Here is a 19804-nt window from a genome sequence, read left to right as displayed (position 1 = left end):
TTATAGTTTTAAACTATAGACTTATAGAGTAAAGCTAAAAAGAATCCAGAAAACCTTCCAGATTCTTTTATGAAAATGATTGCTAAAGTTTACTGTGAACGAAAGAAATCCTGTTGGGCTAAATAGTCATAATGGTCTTTGTTAAATTGATACTGACCGACATGTTGACTAATCTGACCGACATCCACGGAAAAAATATAGACTTCATTTTGATAGTGCCAGTTCAGCCTAACTGTATTCAAGACTGTCTGATAAGTGAAATCTTGAACTTGATTCCAAGGCATCTCTACGACGTGATTAGAGCGACTTTCAGTTATATCACTGATGTCCATCAAGTAGATACCCTTAGATGTGAATGCCAGAATCTTAGGCTTCACACTCGACTGAACATAGTAGGAACCACCTATAATGAAAAAATCAATAAAGGATTTCAACCATGTCTTTTTCTTGAAAGCCATCAGAAAATTCTTTTGCCCTTCAATGTGGCAAGTTGAGAGAAATGATTCAATCTGTTTTTCTGTTGCAAACTCCATAATAGCGCCCATGATGATACCTCCATAACGATTAGTAAATAGGTAGATAAGAACTCTTCACATAAAGAAGAACCTATCATTTGTTGCGTTTTATCTTATTTTACTGTAGATAGCATCCCTCCTATAACATTACCCTAGCATGTGCATACTTCCATTAACGCTGGAAGAGACTTTCGAAAATAGCTTCTCACGTTTTTGTTATATTCATTATAACATAAATTCAGTAAACCAATTAAAAAATGTAAACACTTTCAGCCCAAATTTGCCATCATTCTATAAAAAACGACAGCTTCTTTCGAAACCATCGTTTTCCTTGAAAAATCCTTATTTGACATGTTTTGCCAATTCTTCTTGGGCTTTTTTATTAGATTCTTCTTTTTCTTTCAGCCATTTTTCTTTAGCTTTTTCATATTCGTCTTTTGTGACTGTCTTATCTTGTACTTTGAGGTATTTATATGATTCAACCCCTTTATTACCCGCCAATGAGAATGGGCTAGAGAAAGGAACTGTTTTTCTCAATGTTGGTGTTCCGCCTAGTGAAACATTTGGAATTGCTAGAGAGCTATCTACTAACCAAGCTTGAGCATCAGCATATTTCTCATAACGTTTAGCTGGATCTTGCTCCTTATTAGCTTCTTCCAACATTTGAGTATAAGTATCAAGTCCAACTGCCTTGGCCTTGTCATTGGCTTCACCCGGCTCTAAACCTAGATTTTGCAACACTCCACCAGAATTAATATTAAAAATATCAAGGTAGCTTGATGGATCTTGATAGTCTGCGCTCCAGCCACCGTTGTATAAATCATAATCCTTCTGAGCTGCAGTCTGAGACAAATAGCTTGTATTATCAAAGTCTTCCGTAGAAAGTTGTTGAATGTCAATTACAACATTTTCTGCACCTAAAGCTGCTTCAATAGATTGCTTCATAGAATTTGCCTCTTGGACACCCTTTTTAGCAGCTTGGTCAACTGTCATGTCCAAGTGGATAGGGAATTGGACTCCTTTGTCTTGGAGTTCTTTCTTAGCCTCTGCAAATTTAGCTTTGGCTTTTTCAGCATTGTAGTATGGATCTTGAGCATCCGCAAAGTTGATTCCTTGCCATTCCTTACCGTAATTGACCATCTTAGAGGCTACTACTTCACCAAAGTCTTTTCCGTTGATACTTACGAAGTTTGGAGGAACGACGAGGTTACGCAAAATCTTAGTTGCCCCATCTTCTCCTTGAGATTGAGCCCCGTAAGACGTACGGTCATAGGCAAAATTAATGGCTTGACGGAAGTTTTTATTAAGAACCGCTTCTTGAGTCGATTTCTTCTCAGCATCACTTGTCTTGGAAGTGAATTTATAAGATTTTCTATCCAGGTTAAAGTTTAAGAAGTAAGAAGTAGCATCTTGCAAGCTATAGATGATATTGTCCTTATTCTTCTCTTTAATTCCTTCAAAACTTGAACTATTTGGATAGAGACGAGCATAGCTATAGGCTCCCTCAACATAGTTACGAGCCAGTGCATCTTGGTCACTACCATCATAATAAGCCAATTTCACATCATCTACAAAGACATTTTTAGCATCCCAGTAGTTAGGATTTTTCTTGAACTCGATGACCGATTTTGAAACAAAGGATTTCATCAAGAAAGGTCCATTATACAAAATGCTAGATGGGTCTACCTTGCCAAAATCATCCCCTTTTGATTTCAAGAAATCTGCATTGACTGGGAAGAGAATAGTTGATGTTGTTTTTGAGTTCCAGTAAGATTCTGGTCGTGTCAAGGTATATTGAACTGTCTGGTCATCAAGAGCCTTAACTCCGACAGTTGAAAAGTCGCTTGTTTTACCGTTAATGTAATCATCCAAACCTGCTACGGATTCTTGCACTAAGTACAAGGCTTCTGATTTTTTATCAGCCGCATATTTCAAACCAGTGACAAAATCTTGGGCAGTGACAGGAGCATATTCATCTCCATCTGCAGTATACCATTTAGCATCTTTACGCAGTTTGTAGGTATAGGTCAAACCGTCTTGAGAAACACTCCAATCCTCTGCCAAAGATGGGACATAGTTTCCATATTGGTCATTTTCCATGAGACCATCTACCAGATTGGTCACAATATCATTAGTTGTTGCACGGTTTTCTGCTAGGTAGTTCAAACTTGATGGGTCACTTACATAAACATAGTTATATGTTTTTGACGCTGTGCTAGAATTTCCACAGGCACTTAACAAAATACCTGCACTTAACACGACACCCGCAAGTGTTGCATACTTGGCCTTAGACTTTTTCATCTCCAGAACCTCCTGATTTAAATATTTGTCTTATTATACAACTTGAGTTTTATTTAGTCAATAGTTTTTTTGGTCTTTTTTCAAAAAATAAAATTTCCATCTACAAATTTTAGCTGTTATTCCACAAATTAATAAAAAAGAGAATAATCCAAGCATTTCATAGTAGAAATGTTCAAATTATCCCTTTTATTTATAAAAGTTTTTTAAGTTAACTTTAATTTGATTCGTAAGCGATCTGCTTGGGCTTTTCCAATCACCTTATCCAACAAATGGGTACGAAGACTCAAGAATCCATAAACACCGCCACCCATGGCACCAACAAGGGCTACGTATAGGAAACTCCACAAACGTCCACTTGGTTGGAAGACAAATCCTAAAATCCACTGTAATGTCCCAACTACTAGAAACATGAAAAGAGTTAACAAACTGATTAAAATGGTTCGCTTCAAAATCACCTTGCGCTTAACACCTGTTACCTTACATATGTCACGATACATCAAAACATTAGGAATGATGAGTCCGATTGTAGTGGAAATCAAGGGTCCGTAACTGTGGAAGAGAGCGATTGTTGGAAGTTGCAAGACTAGCTTGGCAATGGAACCATAGATAAAATAGAGAACTGCCTTGCGATTGTGGAACATGGCCTGAAGCATTGGAGACAAGACCATGTACAAGCCTAAAATAATAGACTGCAAGACTGCAAAAACAAATAAGCCCATAGCCAAACTATCTGGCTTACCATAGAAGACCGTATAAAGAGGTTCTCCTACCATAACCACTCCAACTGTTGCTGGTAGCAGGAATAAGAAAAGCATGGTGATGCTATCCTGAACCAGACGAGAAGCCGCCTTCAAATCCCCCTTGACATAGTTTTCAGTCAAAAGCGGCAAACCGACACTCCCAATCGAAACCCCAACAGAAATGAGAATCATGGTGATTTTATTAGGATTGGCAGAGAAATAAGAAAACATGACAATTAAGTCTTCATTACTATAGTTGGTAAACCACTTCATGCTATTGATAAAGGTATTTTGGTCCAAGATCTGGAAAAGCTGGATGGCAGACCCTGTCAGGATAAAAGGAATGGCTTCCTTAATGGTATCGACCAAGAGACGCTTACTATTAATCTTATCCCCTGTTTCAAAGACTCTTTTGAGTAAGCCTTCTTGAGCAAGGAAATAAAGCAAAACTGCAAAACTGGCTACCATACCGACAAAAGCCGCAAAGGTGGATTGGGTAACAGCTGCTAGGTAATCTCCTGAACCGAGCTTCATAATGATAAAGGTTGCTAAAAGCATCCAGATAACACGAATGACCTGCTCAGCGATTTGGCTCATGGCGTAAGGTTTGAGATTATTCATCCCTTGAAAAAATCCTCGAATGACACTCATAGATGGGAAAATCAAGACTCCCCAAGCCAAGCTCTGCATGATTGGGATTAAGTCTTTGCCCACGCCAGATAAGTCTGCTAGCCAAGGAGCAAAGACATACAAGATTAGGGCAAAAACGAGGCCTAGTCCTGTCATAAATCCTAAAAAGCTCCGAATCAGGGCAAAGCTATGCTCTTCTTCTCGCATGGTATTGTACTTAGCAACTTGCTTGGCCACCGCAACTGGAATCCCTGCTGTTGAAACCAGCAAAAACCAGGCATAGATATTATAGCCCATGGTAAAAAGACCATTGGCCGTAGCTGCATAAGATCCCATCCAGATGTACCAAGGGATAATATAAATAGCCCCAAGTAGGCGACTGATAAAGTTACTAGCCGTTAACCAAGCAGTCCCCCGTAACATCTGGGCCTGCTGGTGATTGTTTTCGTGCGACATAGATTCCTCATTCAATTTTGATAACTAGGAAAAACTCCTTATCTTCCATTATAAACTTTTCCTTGTTACTTGTAAATTTACGACTTTCGGTTTACAATAGAAAGTATGATTAAGATTGAAACCGTATTAGATATATTAAAGAAAGATGGTCTCTTCCGCGAGATTATCGACCAAGGACACTACCACTACAACTATAGCGATGTCGTGTTTGATACTATCTGCTATGACAGTCGCAAGGCCAAAGAAAAGAGCCTATTTTTCGTCAAGGGTGCTGCCTTTAAGAAGGAATTTCTGATTTCAGCCATCTCTCAAGGACTCGGTTGGTATGTGGCTGAAAAGGACTATGAGGTTGGTATTCCTGCCATTATCGTCAGCGATATCAAGAAAGCCATGAGTTTGATTGCCATGGAATTTTATGACAATCCTCAGAAAAAACTCAAACTCCTGGCCTTTACTGGTACTAAGGGCAAGACAACAGCAGCCTATTTCGCCTATAACATTTTGTCTCAAGGGCACCGACCTGCTATGTTGTCGACCATGAATACAACTCTAGATGGCAAGACTTTCTTTAAGTCTGCATTGACAACTCCTGAGAGTATTGATCTCTTTGACATGATGAATCAAGCTGTGCAAAATGACCGCACCCACCTCATCATGGAGGTATCCAGTCAAGCCTATCTGGTCAAACGTGTCTATGGTCTAACCTTTGATGTGGGAGTTTTCCTCAATATCAGTCCAGACCATATCGGTCCGATTGAACACCCTAGCTTTGAAGACTACTTCTACCACAAGCGTCTCTTGATGGAAAATAGCCGAGCAGTCATCATTAACAGTGACATGGACCACTTCTCAGTCTTAAAAGAACAAGTGGCAGATCAAGAACATGACTTCTATGGTAGTCAATCAAGTAACCAAATCGAGAATTCCAAAGCCTTTAGCTTTTCAGCTAGTGGGAAACTGGCTGGTGATTATGATATTCAACTGATTGGTCACTTCAACCAAGAAAATGCAGTCGCTGCTGGACTTGCTTGCCTCCGTCTGGGAGCTAGTCTTGAAGACATCAAAAAAGGAATCGCTGCAACCCGTGTTCCTGGTCGTATGGAAGTCCTGACTCAGAAAAATGGTGCCAAAGTTTTCATCGACTATGCCCACAATGGTGACAGTCTGAAAAAACTCATCAATGTCGTAGAAACTCATCAAACTGGAAAAATTGCACTGGTTCTGGGATCGACAGGAAACAAGGGAGAAAGCCGTCGTAAGGACTTTGGCCTCCTCCTCAATCAACACCCTGAGATTCAAGTCTTTCTGACCGCTGATGATCCCAACTATGAAGACCCAATGACCATTGCAGATGAAATCAGTAGCTACATCAATCATCCTGTTGAAAAAATTGCGGATCGCCAAGAAGCCATCAAGGCAGCTATGGCTCTCACAAATCACGAATTAGATGCTGTCATTATCGCCGGTAAGGGGGCCGATTGCTACCAAATCGTCCAAGGCAAGAAAGAAGCCTACCCAGGGGATGCAGCCGTCGCAGAAAATTATTTATAAGGTAGTAAAAAATCAAGGGAAATGAAACCCTTGATTTTTTCTATCTTTATTTAAAAGCGTTTTTCAAACCTTCAATGGCACCTTCTACAGCGCCTTTCGCATCTTCAACTACTTCTTTTGCCTTAGCAACTGTCTTTTCTACAGCGCCTTCTGCTTCAGTCTTGCTATCCCCAGTAATTTTACCAAATCCTTCTTTGATAGCGCCTGTTGCTTGTTCCAATTTGTTTTCAAGTGACATATGATTGTCTCCTTTAGGTTTATTACGATAAGTGTTATCGTTATTCCAAGTATATACTCATTATATCGTTACGTCAAACAAACTGCTCAGAGCAGAATTCTATGCTAGGTAAAAACTTAGACTTTCCTTATCAAAATCGACGGCCAACTCATACTTTCCATCTTCATTTTGGACAATATAGCCTAGGACTACCAAACTGTCCACAAAGATATCACGGCGTTTCTGCATGAGCTGATCTTTTTTGAGAAATTTCAACAAAAAAGTTGTCATATATTTGAGAGCATACTCAGGATTAACATCTCCCAAAATAGCATAAAGTTCCTGCTGTTTTTCTGTCAAAGGATACTGATTTTTGACCTTGTAGAAATAATTGGACAAGGTCATTTTTGTTCGCGCAAAGTCCGTCTTTTCAACTAAAATAGCTGCATTAGTCTGATTGCACAATTCCGTCTCAAAACTCTGCTCTGACAAGGCTTGATAGACTGGACTATCTTCTCTGACAAAAATCTCTTGATCCAGTTCGAGACTATCAAGTGATTCCAGCAAAGGAAGATTGAGATAATAACGCTTATTTTCCCGTAGAATCAAGCCAGCCTTTATATATTCTTCCATGAGTTTATCAACTGCTACTTCTGGAAATTGAGCCTTGATTTCCCGTAGAATCACATCATCATTCTGGTCCAGATAGCGGATCAATTCTCCAAAAAATGGCTGTCTCGTCAAACGAGAGGGATTAAAAATCTGAATCATGAAGATTCCTTTCTTTACATTCTAACAGAGGCGATGCTGCCAACTGACTAGGATTGGTACCAGCTTGGTTCAGAGGAACAGGTAGACCTAGTTCTCTATAATACTCTCTCCAAAAACCACTAATCTCCTGCTCACCATCTCCAAATTTCATGGGAATAGTTTCAAAAATCGGTAGGGTTTCTACTATATACTGGGAACATTAAAAACCAGCACCATCTGGATAGAAAGAAGCATTATAGGATGCTCCAAGATGCTTACAAGCTCTCTCCTTGACAGACTGAATATCTAGTTCTGGGTAGACATAGAGGTCGTACAAGTGATTGGACTCAAAGAAGTCTGCTGCTTCCTTACAAATAACACCCGTTTTTCCACTAGCATGGTAAATCATCTCATCCAAATAGATGGCTACATGGCTATAGTTGCCTGTGGAAGTCTGGATGGCCTGTCCCATATCCGACTCATCTCTCACAAAAATCATACTCTTCGAAAATCTCTTCAAACCACGTCAGCGTCGCCTTACCGTAGATATGGTTACTGACTTCGTCAGTCTTATCTACAACCTCAAAACTGTGTTTTGAGCAACCTGCGGCTAGCTTCCTAGTTTGCTCTTTGATTTTCATTGAGTATCAAATCACCATTTGCTAACATGCTTCACTCCTAGAAAAAAAGGAGCCGAAACTCCTTTCGATATAATTCAAACTAGACTTTCCTATTTTGAATTAACACCCAAAATCTTACGCATTAAAGCTTTCAGTCAATTGAGGTACCACTTGTTTCTTACGTGAAACGGCACCAGCAAGGAAGGCATGGTTGTTTTCAAGTTTGAAGTTGAAAGCTACTTCGACCTTGTCCATGTTAGCACCGAGTGCTAGGATTTCTGAGTTTGAGTTGACAATATCTGTAATCATCAAGACAAAGTCAGAGTAGCCGTTTGCTGTGTTGGCAGCTTGCATTGCAGCTTCGATTTCTGCTTGGCGTTCCAAAACTTCAGCGATGTCAACTGTATTGACTTGGGCAACACGGACATTATTTCCGTTCAATTCGAAAGTCTTAGCATCAATGTCAATCAATTCTTCAGCAGATTTGCTAGCCAAGTTTGTACCAGCTTTCAACATAGCCAAACCATATTCTTCCAAGTTGACACCAGCCAATTCAGCCAATTCTGGAGCAATGACTTTATCTGTTGGGTGTGTTGTTGGTGATTTCAAAAGAAGGGTATCTGAAATCAAACCTGAAAGCATCAAACCAGCAATTTCTTTAGGAACAGCTACACCATGTTCTTTGAACATACGGTAAACGATTGAAGAAGCTGATCCAACTGGTTCCAAACGCATGTAAAGTGGGCTTGCAGTTTCAAAGTTAGCTACACGGTGGTGGTCTACAACACCATAAACTTCTACTTCAGCGATATCTGATACAGATTGTTGGAATTCATTGTGGTCAGTCAAGATAACTTGCTCTGCACCTTCTGCTTTGGCAGAAGTGATGACGCGCGGTGCTTCAACACCAAAATAGTTCAAGACAAAGGCTGTTTCTTCATTTGGAGTTCCAAGGGCAACAGCTTCCGTATCCAAACCATAAGCTTCTTTTGCAAGGTAGGCAAAGGCTACAGATGACCCAATGGCATCTGAATCTGGATTTTGGTGACCAAATACTAGAATCTTAGACATGATAATACCTCATTTTGTTTATTCTCTTTATTGTAGCATTTTTTTCGCTTTTTGACAAAAGTAAGAGGAGTCAAAGGGCTCCTCACTACTCTTCAAAATAACTGATACTCTTCGAAAATCAAATTTAAACCACGTCAGCTTCGCCTTGCCGTAGGTATGGGTACTGACTTCGTCAGTTCTATCCACAACCTCAAAACAGTGTTTTGAGCTGACTTCGTCAGTCTTATCTACAACCTCAAAGCAGTGCTTTGAGCAACCTACGGCTAGCTTCCTAGTTTTCTCTTTGATTTTCATTGAGTATGAGTAAATTTCTATCTTGATTTTCAGATAAAAATATTTCCTTTTGCTGTCTCTTCTTACGCTTGAGCATGGCTTCTGCCGACATGGCTTCTTCCTTACTGGCAAAACCTTGAGCATAGATGAGCTTGACTGGCAAGCGAGCTCGCGTATATTTGGCTCCCTTTCCACTATTGTGGACAGCAAGGCGTCTTCTCACATCAGTCGTATACCCTGTATAATAAGAACCATCACGACACTCCAGCACATACATATAAGCCTTATGATCCATAATAAATCTCTTCAAGTTCGGGCGTATAGGAACCATCATCATTGTGGACAATCAAAGGTGGTAAAATCTTAAAACCACTCGTTGAGCCATCCTTGATAGCTTCAATCAAGAGCATGTTGGCTTCCTTTTCCCGCTTTGGATAAACAAACTGCAGGCGCTTAGGAGCTAGATTATGTCGTTGTAACATATCTAAGATATCCAAGAGGCGATCAGGTCTATGAACCATGGCCAAGCGTCCATTGGACTTGAGAATACTTTGGGCACTACGACAGATTTCCTCCAGATTGGTCGTAATTTCATGTCGCGCCAAGAGATAATGTTCACTCTCATTCAGATTGGAATGAGGATCCACCTTGAAATAGGGCGGATTACACAAAATCATATCCACCTTACTCCCCTGAATGTAAGCAGGCATATTTTTCAAATCGTCGCAGATGACCTGCATTTGCTCTTCCAAACCATTCAAACGGACAGAGCGTTCAGCCATATCCGCCAAACGCTCCTGAATCTCAACAGCCAATATCTGTGCCTGAGTACGGGTGCTGGCAAAAAGCCCCACTGCTCCATTCCCAGCGCAGAAATCCACAATCAACCCCTTCTTAGGAAAACGTGGAAAGCGTGACAAGAGAACACTATCCACCGAATAGCTAAAAACCTCTCTATTTTGAATGATTTTAATATCTGTCGAAAAGAGCTGGTTAATGCGCTCTCCTGATTTTAATAATTGTTCTTCTTCCATGGTCCTATTATAGCAAATTTATATTAACATTACAAAGAATATAGATTTCTAACTAATTCTTCTGCTTCTTCAAATGTTGAAGGGCTTCCTTGGTCCAAATTGGCATCATTCTTTTGAGAGGCGCAAATCCGTAGTTAAAGCGGTCGCTTGAAAAGCGTCTCCGTCTAGGAAACTGGTGCTTTTCTTCCTCTAAAGTGCGGATAGAAAGACTAGCCTTCCCTGTAAATTCATCTAAATCAACTACCTGAACTTGAACCTCTTCATCGACTTTCAGGGCTTCATGAATATTCTCAATAAATCCTGTTCGAATTTCTGAAATGTGAATCAGCCCCGTATCACCCGTCTCTAGCTCAACAAAGGCACCGTAGGGCTGAATCCCTGTAATACGGCCCTTTAGCTTATCACCGATTTTCATCTTAGTCCTCGATTTCAATTGTTTCAATCACGACATCTTCAACTGGCTTGTCCATAGCCCCTGTCTCAACAGCAGCAATGGCATCCAAGACAGCGTAAGAAGCTTCATCAGCTAGCTGACCAAAAACAGTATGACGGCGGTCTAGGTGAGGGGTTCCACCTTGGTTGGCATAGATTTCTGCGATCGGTTCTGGCCAACCTCCACGAGCAATTTCTTTCTTAGAATAAGGCAAATGTTGATTTTGCACGATAAAGAACTGGCTGCCGTTGGTATTTGGACCAGCATTGGCCATAGAAAGAGCACCACGGATATTGTAAAGTTCTTCTGAGAATTCATCCTCAAATGATTCGCCGTAGATTGACTCGCCACCCATACCAGTTCCAGTCGGGTCTCCACCTTGAATCATAAAGTCCTTGATAATACGGTGGAAAATGACACCATCATAGTAGCCATCTTTTGAAAGTGCAACAAAGTTAGCCACTGTTTTAGGAGCATGTTCAGGAAAGAGCTTGATACGCAAGTCTCCGTGATTGGTCTTAATAGTCGCGATAGGACCTTCTACTGTTTCAATGTCTACTTGTGGGAAATGCAATTCTTTTTCTACCATACCAAATCCTTCTAAGGCATCAAAAATGCCATCTTCTTCTAATGTTTTTGTTATATAATCTGCTTTTTCTTTGATATTTTCATGAGAAATTCCCATTGCAACACTGATTCCAGCATAATCAAAGAGTTCCAAGTCGTTGAGGCCATCTCCAAAAACCATGACGTTCTCTGGTTTCAAGCCAAGGTGTTCTACAACCTTTTCCACCCCCGTCGCTTTGGAGCCTGAAATCGGCACAATGTCAGACGAATGCTCATGCCAACGAACCATGCGAAGTTTGTCTGAGAGACTGTCAGGTAAATGCAAGTCATCTCCTTTATCTTCAAAAGTCCACATCTGATAGATATTTTCTTTTTCATGGAAATCAGGATCTACATCTAAATCAGGGTAAATTGGATTGATAGCTTCACTAATCATATCTGTACGAGTCGACAACTTGGCATCATGACTCCCAACCAAACCATACTCGATTTCCTCTTGCTTGGCCCAAGAAATATACTCCTCAACATCTGACTTCTCAATCTGATGTTGATAAATAACCTGACCTTTTTTATCTTCGATATAAGCCCCATTCAAGGTCACAAAAAAATCAGGTTTGAGTTCACGAATCTCTGGCACGACACCAAAAATCCCCCGTCCAGAAGCAATACCTGTCAAAATTCCTTTCTCACGTAATTGCTTAAAAACAGTTGGGATTGAAGCTGGAATAAAACCTGTCTTTGAATTCCGCAAGGTATCATCAATATCAAAAAAGACAATCTTGATCTTTTTTGCCTTATATCTTAATTTGGCATCCATCTCACTACCTCTTTCAATCTAACTCTTTCCATTATACCATAAAGTAGAGAAATCCCACATCCCCAATAAAATCCTTATCTCTTATCCGAATTCCTTTACTAGATACAAAACCAAATCATCATTATTTTGGCTAGTTGCATTCATTTCCAAGGGTTGATTTCGATACCAGACACCTGTCCCATCTGGAATGTAGCCCCGTCTGATATACAATCTCTGGGCAGGGCCATAGCCTAAGTGCAAACCTACACCAAGAGTGACCTTACTAGAAACAACCTTGACTCGTTTTTCTGCTTCTTCTAGCAGTGGATTCCCAATCCCTTGATTTCGAAAAGGCTCAAACACATTAAAATCTGATAATTCTGGATAGACTTCTGCAAAAGGACCATGTTTAGCAGAGGGCAAAATGGTAACGTAGCCCGCTACAACACCATCAATCTCTGCAACTAAGACTTCTCTCTCCCCACTTTCCTGTTCCAGAAAATATCTAGCCAAAATTTCCTCTCTACCAGGCCAACCTTGATTCATAAATCCATGAAATAAGGATTCAATATCAGACTTAATCATATTTCTAATCGTACAATTCATCTTTGACTTACCCACCTTTACTCTTTCTATCACCATTATAGCACACCAAGGTCAAAAAACTATCTCATAAAAAAAGACCCGTCGGGGTCTTAATTCGCTTTCTTGTCTCCAAGCTCATGAAAAAGAGGTCCACTGGATCCCAACTCGCTCTCTCATTTCAAGGCTCGTGAAAAAAAGACCCGTCGGGGTCTTTTTTTTAATCTTCGTTTACGAAAGGCATCAAAGCCATTACGCGAGCGCGTTTGATAGCTGTTGTTACTTTACGTTGGTTTTTAGCTGAAGTTCCTGTTACACGACGAGGAAGGATTTTCCCACGTTCTGAAACGAAACGGCTAAGAAGCTCAGTATCTTTGTAATCAACATATTCAATTTTGTTTGCTGCGATGTAATCAACTTTTTTACGGCGTTTGAATCCGCCACGACGTTGTTGAGCCATGTTTTTTCTCCTTTATAATTTTAGTTGTCCATTAGAATGGTAAATCATCATCTGAAATATCCAACGGATTTGTTGCTCCAAATGGATTTTCATCACGTGAAAAGTCTGGTACTGAATTTGTAGGTGCTGAATAGTTTGCAGTTGGTGCAGAGTAAGCTCCACCTGTGTGACCCTCACGCACACTACGGCTTTCCAACATTTGGAAATTCTCAGCCACGACCTCTGTCACGTAGACACGTTGTCCTTGCTGGTTATCGTAACTACGAGTCTGGATACGACCTGTCACCCCGATAAGCGAGCCTTTTTTAGCCCAGTTAGCTAGGTTTTCAGCCTGTTGGCGCCACATAACGACATTGATAAAATCAGCCTCACGTTCGCCATTTTGACTCTTAAATGTACGGTTTACTGCAAGAGTAAAAGTCGCAACTGCTACATTTGATGGGGTATAACGCAACTCAGCGTCACGTGTCATACGCCCTACAAGTACAACATTGTTAATCATAGTTTACCTTCTTACGCGTCAGTTTTGACGATCATGTGACGAAGAATGTCAGCGTTGATTTTTGAAAGACGGTCAAACTCTTTAAGAGCTGCATCGTCGTTTGCTTCAACGTTAACGATGTGGTAAAGTCCTTCACGGAAATCTTTGATTTCGTATGCAAGACGACGTTTTTCCCAAGATTTTGATTCAACAACAGTTGCACCGTTGTCAGTCAAAATAGAGTCAAAACGTGCTACCAAAGCGTTTTTAGCTTCTTCTTCAATGTTTGGACGAATGATATAAAGAATTTCGTATTTAGCCATTGATATGTTCCTCCTTTTGGTCTAATGACCCCTAGACTTTGCAAGGGGTAAGTGAGGTTCGCTCACAATAAACTATTATACTAGAAAACAATTTTTTACGCAAGTAAAAACTCTGGAATTCGAAAAAACGCCACACGGGCGTTTTCCTATTCTTATGGTTTAATACGGTGCAACATACGTGGGAATGGAATAGCTTCACGGATGTGTTTTGTTCCTGCTGCGAAGGTTACCATACGCTCGATACCGATACCAAATCCACCATGTGGAACTGTACCGTATTTACGAAGGTCAAGGTAGAATTCATACTCAGTACGATCCATCCCAAGTTCATCCATCTTAGCTACAAGAGCATCGTAGTCTTCCTCACGCATAGACCCACCGATGATTTCTCCATAGCCTTCTGGAGCAAGCAAATCTGCACAAAGCACGCGCTCTGGATTTCCAGGAACTGGTTTCATGTAGAAGGCCTTGATGGCTGCTGGGTAGTTCATGACAAATGTTGGCACACCAAAGTGGTTTGAAATCCAAGTTTCATGAGGTGAACCAAAGTCATCTCCATGCTCAAGATGCTCATAGTCAGCGTCTTCATCATTTTCATGCTCTTGCAAGAGGTCAATGGCTTGATCGTAAGTGATGCGTTTGAATGGCTCTGCAATGTAGCGTTTCAAGAGCTCTGTATCACGTTCCAATGTTTCCAGGGCTTGAGGAGCACGGTCAAGAACACCTTGAAGAAGAGCTTTTACATAAGCTTCTTGCAAGTCAAGTGACTCATCATGTGTCAAGTATGAGTACTCTGCGTCCATCATCCAGAACTCAGTCAAGTGACGGCGCGTTTTTGATTTTTCAGCACGGAATACTGGACCAAAGTCAAATACACGACCAAGAGCCATAGCCCCTGCTTCTAGGTAAAGCTGACCTGATTGGCTCAAGTATGCTGGAGTTCCGAAGTAGTCCGTTTCAAAGAGTTCTGTTGAATCTTCTGCTGCATTTCCTGACAAAATTGGGCTATCAAATTTCATGAATCCGTTCTTGTCGAAGAACTCATAAGTTGCATAAATGATCGCGTTACGAATTTGCATCACAGCCACTTGCTTACGAGAGCGTAGCCACAAGTGACGGTTATCCATCAAGAAGTCTGTCCCGTGTTCTTTTGGAGTGATTGGGTAGTCTTGAGATTCACCGATCACTTCGATGTCTGTGATATCCAACTCATAACCAAACTTAGAACGCTCATCTTCTTTGACAATTCCTGTCACATAAACAGAAGTTTCTTGGCTCAAGCGTTTGATAACATCAAACTTCTCAAGTCCCACTTCTTCACCAAATTTTTCGACAAAGTTTGGTTTAAAGGCCACACCTTGGAAGAAGGCTGTTCCATCACGCAATTGCAAGAAGGCAATTTTCCCTTTTCCTGATTTGTTGGCAACCCAAGCGCCAATCGTCACTTCCTGACCAACATAGTCTTTTACATCAATAATCGTTACACGTTTTGTCATTGTTTTTCCTTTTCTTTTTTATTTTTCCATAAATGCTTTCAAGCGTTTAACCGCTTCTTGAAGCGTATCTAGATCTGTCGCATAGCTGAGACGCACATTTTCTGGTGCTCCAAATCCTGCTCCTGTTATGAGTGCCAAACCAACCTCTTCAAGAATAGCTGTTGTAAAGTCAGTAACGTCCGTATAACCTTTCATCTCCATAGCTTTTTTGACATTTGGAAAGAGATAGAAAGCTCCTTGTGGTTTGACAACTTCAAAACCAGGGACTTCACACAAGAGTGGATAGATGGTATTGAGACGTTCTTCAAATGCTTGACGCATAACTTCCACAGAATCTTGCGGTCCAGTTAGGGCTTCGATAGTTGCATATTGTGAAACAGCAGTTAGGTTAGAAGTTGTTTGACCTGTCAATTTGCTCATAGCAGCAATAATTTCTGGATCACCCACTGCATAACCTACCCGCCAACCCGTCATGGCATAAGCTTTTGATACACCGTTAATGACAATGGTTTGCTTGCGAATGGCTTCTGATAGACTAGAGATTGGTACGAACTCATTCCCGTTATAGACTAAACGACCATAAATATCATCTGCTAGGATGAGAATGTCATGTTCAACAGCCCAATTTCCGATAGCCAAGAGTTCCTCACGGGTGTAAATCATTCCTGTCGGATTGGATGGCGAATTCAACACCAAAACCTTAGTTTTATCTGTACGAGCTGCTTCTAACTGCTCTACGGTCACCTTAAAGTGATTGTCTTCCTTAGCAGGAACAAAGACTGGCACACCTTCTGCCATCTTGACCTGATCTCCATAGCTGACCCAATATGGGGTTGGGACGATAACTTCATCACCTGGATTGACCACAGCCATAAAGAAAGTATAGAGTGAGAACTTAGCACCAGTAGTAAATGTGACTTCGTTGGCCGCTACGGAATAACCATAATAACGCTCAAAATAGGTATTGACTGCTGCTTTTAACTCAGGCAAACCTGAAGCTACCGTATAGAAAGAAGCACGTCCATCTCGAATGGCTGCAACAGCTGCATCTTGAATATTTTTGGGAGTATGGAAATCGGGCTGACCTAAAGTTAAGAAAAGTACATCTTTTCCTTCAGTCTTTAACTTCTTTGCTCTTGCATCACTAGCCAGAGTCACACTTTCTTCCATTTCTAAAACACGGTTGGATAATTTCATAGGCCCTCCTTATTGACCAATGCTCCTGTTTCAAAATCTACTAGATAAAAATCAGAGCCTGACTTGACTTCCCAGATTAGCTTTTCTTGATAACGGCCAAAGGTAATCTTGTCAATTTCGCCAGCTCCTTTTTCCTTCGAAACAGCTTCCGCTTTTTCTTGTGACACACCCTGATTTAGCTGATAAACGTAAATCGTATGGTCATCTTTTCCAATCAGGACAGCAAGCGCCTCTTGCTGTTTATTACGGCCAAGAACGCTGTAATAAGATTCCAAGCCATTGTATAAGTCAACCTGATCAGCCTGCTCTAATCCTGCATACTGCTGAGCTAATTTTTCTCCTTCACTTTTAGCAGTTTGATAGGGTTTCATACTCAGAAACACTAGATACAGAAAGGAAGCACTGATAACCACAAACAAAATCGTCATCCCTAGACCATACTGCCACAGTAGATTATTTTTTGCTTTGTTTTGTCTTTTTTTCACTCGTCTATTTTACCATCTATTAAGCTTTATTACAAGTGAATGCAAGAACAAACCTATATTATTTCTTCCTTCAAACAAAACAGATTTTTCTTGGTTAAAACCGAGCAAGAAAAGTAAAGACAGCTCGAAAATCAACCTATTAAAAAACCTGAGCTTGACACTCAAGTTTTCATAAGTTCTTTACTTTATAGAATCGCTTTATCATCCATTCTTTTAGCCATTTTTCCTAAAAAGACAGGCAGTAGAAGGCTAATCATGACTAAAAAGAAGCCTAAATAAAGAAATGTTACTACAAATCCTAAATGGTCAATCAACCACCCTGTCAGTGGGAAGAATACAATCATACTTAGGCTAAACATCATAGAGTAGACACTCAGCATGGTTGCCCTTACTTCACTTGGGAGCCGCTCTTGCAAATCATTGTCAAAAATCGGCTGAAAAAGAGCATATAGAGCATTACTAATCAAGTAAATCAAAATATAGATTAGAGGTGTTCCAAAGTAGGACAGCATATAGGTGACTCCAGTCAGCAAGACAAGGACAGGGAAAAGCTTCAAGGCGGCATATTTCTTTCCAATCTTACTCGCTAGATAGACTGCGACGATATTTAAGAGACTACCAAGTAGCATAACTGCTGAAATTTGCCAACCACTCAAATCTGGTAACTGATTTTGATAGTAAAAATAAAACATGCACATGAGTGTTCCGACAATCTGAGACAAAATCATCCAGTTGAACATCATGGGATTTCGCTCCAACTCTTCCTTAACAGTCCAAATAATCTGTTTCATGGTCACACTATCAGCTTTTTCTACCTTGACACTAGGTTCTTTCAACATCCAAATCAGGAAAAGAACTATGATAGAAGTCGCAATCATGATATAGTAGGTCAGGTGCAATTGGCCATGGACAAAAAATCCTGCCAAAACTGTCCCCAAAGACTGAGTTCCTTCTGACACTCCTGATAGGAAACTTGAAATGGATAGGTAACGCTCCTTTAGTCCAGCCTCTACAGCCGAGTCATAGACCATTGCTGCGCTTGTGCCTGAATCAAAATTATAAGACAAGGCACTTACCGCCATAGCTAGTGCATAAATCCAAAAATTTCCCTGCCCAGCCAACATGAGAATGGAAGACACAATCCCTGCTATTCGACTTAAATAAAGGTTAGTCTTATAGGAATAGCGGTCAGCTAACATACCAGATGGAATTTCACAGAGAAGACTGGTCGTATGAAAAATACTTTCCAGAAGTCCAATCTGCCAAATAGACATTCCGTTTTGACTGAGAAAGAGAATCCAAAAACTGGTAATCCCTAAAAATGCAAAAAACTCAACTCCGGCCATCAGGCCAATATTTCTCCGATAATTTCTTATTAACATCTTTTCTCCTTTAACAAGTGTATTATTACTTCTTTTGTCCGTCACTTGTTAATCTGTTCCTTACATGATCTCCACCCCTTTTAGAAGCATTCTTCAATGCCATTATTTTCGTTTAATTGTTTATGAAATGATACCGGAAAATAGCCGTTCTACGGTTTCTATTTCGAGTTTTCTCGTTTATTTTAGCACTTGTGTCATCATATTACAAGAGAATATAGGAATGCTCTGCGAAAACCAAATGCATTCCAGTCACAAGTGGCTTGAGTTTCTGCAGTTTTATAGTTTTCAAATAATCTTTGAGCAAATTTCTTGCAAGTTGTTTTGTTTTGTTTTGTTGTAATATATTTTATAACAACGAGAGAGTTCTCGGAAATTTAAGAAAAAGGAGACACATCATGTCTAAAAAAGTATTATTTATCGTCGGATCCCTACGCCAAGGTTCTTTCAACCACCAAATGGCCCTCGAAGCTGAGAAAGCACTTGCTGGTAAAGCAGAAGTTAGCTACCTCGATTATTCAGCTATTCCTCTCTTCAGCCAAGATTTGGAAGTTCCAACTCACCCAGCTGTAGCTGCTGCTCGTGAAGCGGTTCTTGCTGCTGATGCTATCTGGATTTTCTCTCCAGTCTACAACTTCTCTATCCCTGGTACAGTGAAAAACTTGCTTGACTGGCTATCTCGCGCCCTTGACTTATCTGATACACGTGGCGCTTCTGCCCTTCAAGACAAATTTATCACAGTATCATCTGTAGCCAATGCAGGTCACGATCAACTCTTCGCTATTTACAAAGACCTCTTGCCATTTATCCGTACACAAGTCGTTGGTGATTTCACTGCTGCACGTGTTAATGACTCTGCTTGGGCAGACGGAAAATTGGTTCTTGAAGAAACAGTCCTAAATTCACTTGAAAAACAAGCGGAAGACTTGGTTAATGCTATCAAATAAAGATATTTTATGACTCATTGCCACCCATTTGGGTGGTTTTTTCATACCCAATACTCTTCGAAAATCTCTTCAAACCACGTCAGCATCGCCTTACCGTACTCAAGTAAAGCTTGCGTCTAGCTTCCTAGTTTGCTTTGTGATTTTCATTGAGTATAACTTAACAGTCCTGTCTAAAGCATGGAATTCTGGAAGGTCCTTTATAGGATATTTAATCTAGAATAGTACAATGTTGCCTCTAAAGCATTTTTATAAATTATAATAGATTAAAACTAGAATAGTGCACTATCACTCCTAAAATATTTATAGAAATTAATTTAATCATGTACCTAATATTAGAATTGTTTATCCCAAATTTATTTGAAAGCTTCTCTATGCTATATCCTTGTTTTCTAAGTCCATAGATCTGAACTTTATCATCATAAGTTAATTTCATAATAAAAACACCCCAAAAGTTAGATTTTTTCTGTCTAACTTTTGAGGTGCAGTTCAATCAAAACTCT

21 protein-coding genes and 2 pseudogenes are annotated in these 19804 nt (G+C 40.2%); 2 read left to right on the top strand and 21 right to left on the bottom strand.

Going from position 1 to position 19804, the window contains the following annotated elements; translation table 11 throughout:
- Positions 1-89 precede the first annotated feature (89 nt).
- The 3 genes from HT717_RS06745 to HT717_RS06735 form a co-directional block, all read right to left on the bottom strand.
- Positions 90-545 carry a hypothetical protein gene (locus HT717_RS06745; RefSeq protein ID WP_173304775.1) on the bottom strand — a complete coding sequence of 152 codons (456 nt, stop codon included), beginning with the start codon at positions 543-545 and terminating at the stop codon, positions 90-92.
- Between the two features lie 312 nt (positions 546-857).
- A complete protein-coding gene (locus tag HT717_RS06740; protein WP_173304773.1) occupies positions 858-2816 on the bottom strand; it encodes a peptide ABC transporter substrate-binding protein in 1959 nt (652 codons plus the stop codon).
- Positions 2817-3019: 203 nt separating this feature from the next.
- Positions 3020-4642 carry a polysaccharide biosynthesis protein gene (locus HT717_RS06735; protein ID WP_173304771.1) on the bottom strand — a complete coding sequence of 541 codons (1623 nt, stop codon included), beginning with the start codon at positions 4640-4642 and terminating at the stop codon, positions 3020-3022.
- 105 nt (positions 4643-4747) lie between these two features.
- On the opposite strand from HT717_RS06735, the gene HT717_RS06730 reads away from it, so the two are divergent.
- A complete protein-coding gene (locus tag HT717_RS06730; protein WP_173304769.1) occupies positions 4748-6193 on the top strand; it encodes a UDP-N-acetylmuramoyl-L-alanyl-D-glutamate--L-lysine ligase in 1446 nt (481 codons plus the stop codon).
- A 46-nt stretch (positions 6194-6239) separates the two neighbouring features.
- Here HT717_RS06730 and HT717_RS06725 read toward each other — a convergent pair whose 3' ends face one another.
- The 17 genes and pseudogenes from HT717_RS06725 to HT717_RS06645 all read right to left on the bottom strand — a co-directional run bounded on the left by HT717_RS06725 (position 6240) and on the right by HT717_RS06645 (position 18360).
- On the bottom strand, positions 6240-6431 hold the full coding sequence (locus tag HT717_RS06725; RefSeq protein ID WP_173304767.1) for a CsbD family protein: 192 nt from the start codon (positions 6429-6431) through the stop codon (positions 6240-6242).
- Between the two features lie 99 nt (positions 6432-6530).
- Complete coding sequence (locus HT717_RS06720; RefSeq protein WP_049540234.1) at positions 6531-7181, bottom strand: DUF1803 domain-containing protein; 651 nt, start codon at positions 7179-7181, stop codon at positions 6531-6533.
- Positions 7165-7659, bottom strand: a pseudogene (locus HT717_RS06715) (UDP-N-acetylmuramoylalanyl-D-glutamate--2,6-diaminopimelate ligase). Before HT717_RS06715 ends, HT717_RS06720 begins: the two are co-directional and overlap by 17 nt.
- Positions 7640-7801 (bottom strand): hypothetical protein, encoded by a 162-nt coding sequence (locus HT717_RS09935; RefSeq protein ID WP_020900608.1) that lies wholly within the window; start codon positions 7799-7801, stop codon positions 7640-7642. The pseudogene HT717_RS06715 and the gene HT717_RS09935 overlap by 20 nt, the downstream one beginning before the upstream one ends.
- 114 nt (positions 7802-7915) lie before the next feature.
- Positions 7916-8851 carry a manganese-dependent inorganic pyrophosphatase gene (locus tag HT717_RS06705; protein WP_049538973.1) on the bottom strand — a complete coding sequence of 312 codons (936 nt, stop codon included), beginning with the start codon at positions 8849-8851 and terminating at the stop codon, positions 7916-7918.
- A gap of 271 nt (positions 8852-9122) precedes the next feature.
- Positions 9123-9419, bottom strand: coding sequence for a GIY-YIG nuclease family protein (locus tag HT717_RS06700; protein WP_049540785.1), 297 nt, complete (start codon positions 9417-9419; stop codon positions 9123-9125).
- Positions 9409-10158, bottom strand: a complete 750-nt coding sequence (locus tag HT717_RS06695) for a tRNA1(Val) (adenine(37)-N6)-methyltransferase (RefSeq protein ID WP_049540787.1) — start codon at positions 10156-10158, stop codon at positions 9409-9411. The genes HT717_RS06700 and HT717_RS06695 overlap by 11 nt, the downstream gene beginning before the upstream one ends.
- Before the next feature lie 52 nt (positions 10159-10210).
- Positions 10211-10573 carry a S1 RNA-binding domain-containing protein gene (locus tag HT717_RS06690; protein ID WP_023943268.1) on the bottom strand — a complete coding sequence of 121 codons (363 nt, stop codon included), beginning with the start codon at positions 10571-10573 and terminating at the stop codon, positions 10211-10213.
- A gap of 1 nt (position 10574) precedes the next feature.
- Entirely contained in the window at positions 10575-11975 is a 1401-nt protein-coding gene (locus HT717_RS06685) for a bifunctional Cof-type HAD-IIB family hydrolase/peptidylprolyl isomerase (protein ID WP_173304765.1), read from the bottom strand.
- 81 nt (positions 11976-12056) lie between these two features.
- Entirely contained in the window at positions 12057-12560 is a 504-nt protein-coding gene (locus tag HT717_RS06680) for a GNAT family N-acetyltransferase (RefSeq protein WP_173304763.1), read from the bottom strand.
- Positions 12561-12756: 196 nt separating this feature from the next.
- Positions 12757-12996, bottom strand: coding sequence for a 30S ribosomal protein S18 (rpsR, locus tag HT717_RS06675; protein WP_000068664.1), 240 nt, complete (start codon positions 12994-12996; stop codon positions 12757-12759).
- Between the two features lie 31 nt (positions 12997-13027).
- A complete protein-coding gene (ssbA, locus tag HT717_RS06670; RefSeq protein ID WP_000609606.1) occupies positions 13028-13498 on the bottom strand; it encodes a single-stranded DNA-binding protein SsbA in 471 nt (156 codons plus the stop codon).
- A gap of 11 nt (positions 13499-13509) precedes the next feature.
- Positions 13510-13800: a 30S ribosomal protein S6 gene (rpsF, locus tag HT717_RS06665; protein WP_001151778.1), complete on the bottom strand. Its 291-nt coding sequence runs from the start codon at positions 13798-13800 to the stop codon at positions 13510-13512.
- 152 nt (positions 13801-13952) lie between these two features.
- A complete protein-coding gene (asnS, locus tag HT717_RS06660) occupies positions 13953-15296 on the bottom strand; it encodes an asparagine--tRNA ligase (RefSeq protein WP_000167160.1) in 1344 nt (447 codons plus the stop codon).
- Positions 15297-15314: 18 nt separating this feature from the next.
- Complete coding sequence (locus tag HT717_RS06655; protein ID WP_173304761.1) at positions 15315-16493, bottom strand: pyridoxal phosphate-dependent aminotransferase; 1179 nt, start codon at positions 16491-16493, stop codon at positions 15315-15317.
- Positions 16490-16978: a DUF5590 domain-containing protein gene (locus tag HT717_RS06650; protein ID WP_049540793.1), complete on the bottom strand. Its 489-nt coding sequence runs from the start codon at positions 16976-16978 to the stop codon at positions 16490-16492. The genes HT717_RS06655 and HT717_RS06650 overlap by 4 nt, the downstream gene beginning before the upstream one ends.
- Before the next feature lie 185 nt (positions 16979-17163).
- On the bottom strand, positions 17164-18360 hold the full coding sequence (locus HT717_RS06645) for an MFS transporter (protein ID WP_049540795.1): 1197 nt from the start codon (positions 18358-18360) through the stop codon (positions 17164-17166).
- Positions 18361-18755: 395 nt separating this feature from the next.
- Between HT717_RS06645 and HT717_RS06640 the strand changes: the two genes are divergently transcribed.
- Positions 18756-19304, top strand: a complete 549-nt coding sequence (locus HT717_RS06640) for an NADPH-dependent FMN reductase (protein ID WP_049540797.1) — start codon at positions 18756-18758, stop codon at positions 19302-19304.
- Between the two features lie 307 nt (positions 19305-19611).
- On the opposite strand, the pseudogene HT717_RS06635 reads toward HT717_RS06640, so the two are convergent.
- Positions 19612-19737: pseudogene (locus tag HT717_RS06635) on the bottom strand (transposase); the annotation flags it as partial.
- Positions 19738-19804 lie beyond the last annotated feature (67 nt).

It is taken from the genome of Streptococcus sp. 959 (assembly GCF_013277075.1).
Classification (GTDB): Bacteria; Bacillota; Bacilli; order Lactobacillales; family Streptococcaceae; genus Streptococcus; species Streptococcus pseudopneumoniae_C.
Note: the sequence above shows the minus strand (reverse complement) of the source record. Positions and strands in the feature narration are given on the sequence as shown.

Excerpts from the sequence above, each read along its gene's own strand:
- HT717_RS06725 (WP_173304767.1), bottom strand. The coding sequence starts at position 6,431 with ATGTCACTTGAAAACAAATTGGAACAAGCAACAGGCGCTATCAAAGAA.
- HT717_RS06735 (WP_173304771.1), bottom strand. The coding sequence starts at position 4,642 with ATGTCGCACGAAAACAATCACCAGCAGGCCCAGATGTTACGGGGGACT.
- HT717_RS06745 (WP_173304775.1), bottom strand. The coding sequence starts at position 545 with ATGGGCGCTATTATGGAGTTTGCAACAGAAAAACAGATTGAATCATTT.
- HT717_RS06655 (WP_173304761.1), bottom strand. The coding sequence starts at position 16,493 with ATGAAATTATCCAACCGTGTTTTAGAAATGGAAGAAAGTGTGACTCTG.
- asnS (WP_000167160.1), bottom strand. The coding sequence starts at position 15,296 with ATGACAAAACGTGTAACGATTATTGATGTAAAAGACTATGTTGGTCAG.
- HT717_RS06740 (WP_173304773.1), bottom strand. The coding sequence starts at position 2,816 with ATGAAAAAGTCTAAGGCCAAGTATGCAACACTTGCGGGTGTCGTGTTA.
- ssbA (WP_000609606.1), bottom strand. The coding sequence starts at position 13,498 with ATGATTAACAATGTTGTACTTGTAGGGCGTATGACACGTGACGCTGAG.
- HT717_RS06685 (WP_173304765.1), bottom strand. The coding sequence starts at position 11,975 with ATGGATGCCAAATTAAGATATAAGGCAAAAAAGATCAAGATTGTCTTT.
- HT717_RS06695 (WP_049540787.1), bottom strand. The coding sequence starts at position 10,158 with ATGGAAGAAGAACAATTATTAAAATCAGGAGAGCGCATTAACCAGCTC.
- rpsF (WP_001151778.1), bottom strand. The coding sequence starts at position 13,800 with ATGGCTAAATACGAAATTCTTTATATCATTCGTCCAAACATTGAAGAA.
- HT717_RS06645 (WP_049540795.1), bottom strand. The coding sequence starts at position 18,360 with ATGTTAATAAGAAATTATCGGAGAAATATTGGCCTGATGGCCGGAGTT.
- HT717_RS06680 (WP_173304763.1), bottom strand. The coding sequence starts at position 12,560 with ATGAATTGTACGATTAGAAATATGATTAAGTCTGATATTGAATCCTTA.
- HT717_RS06720 (WP_049540234.1), bottom strand. The coding sequence starts at position 7,181 with ATGATTCAGATTTTTAATCCCTCTCGTTTGACGAGACAGCCATTTTTT.
- HT717_RS06690 (WP_023943268.1), bottom strand. The coding sequence starts at position 10,573 with ATGAAAATCGGTGATAAGCTAAAGGGCCGTATTACAGGGATTCAGCCC.
- HT717_RS06705 (WP_049538973.1), bottom strand. The coding sequence starts at position 8,851 with ATGTCTAAGATTCTAGTATTTGGTCACCAAAATCCAGATTCAGATGCC.
- HT717_RS06700 (WP_049540785.1), bottom strand. The coding sequence starts at position 9,419 with ATGGATCATAAGGCTTATATGTATGTGCTGGAGTGTCGTGATGGTTCT.
- rpsR (WP_000068664.1), bottom strand. The coding sequence starts at position 12,996 with ATGGCTCAACAACGTCGTGGCGGATTCAAACGCCGTAAAAAAGTTGAT.
- HT717_RS06640 (WP_049540797.1), top strand. The coding sequence starts at position 18,756 with ATGTCTAAAAAAGTATTATTTATCGTCGGATCCCTACGCCAAGGTTCT.
- HT717_RS06730 (WP_173304769.1), top strand. The coding sequence starts at position 4,748 with ATGATTAAGATTGAAACCGTATTAGATATATTAAAGAAAGATGGTCTC.
- HT717_RS09935 (WP_020900608.1), bottom strand. The coding sequence starts at position 7,801 with ATGAAAATCAAAGAGCAAACTAGGAAGCTAGCCGCAGGTTGCTCAAAA.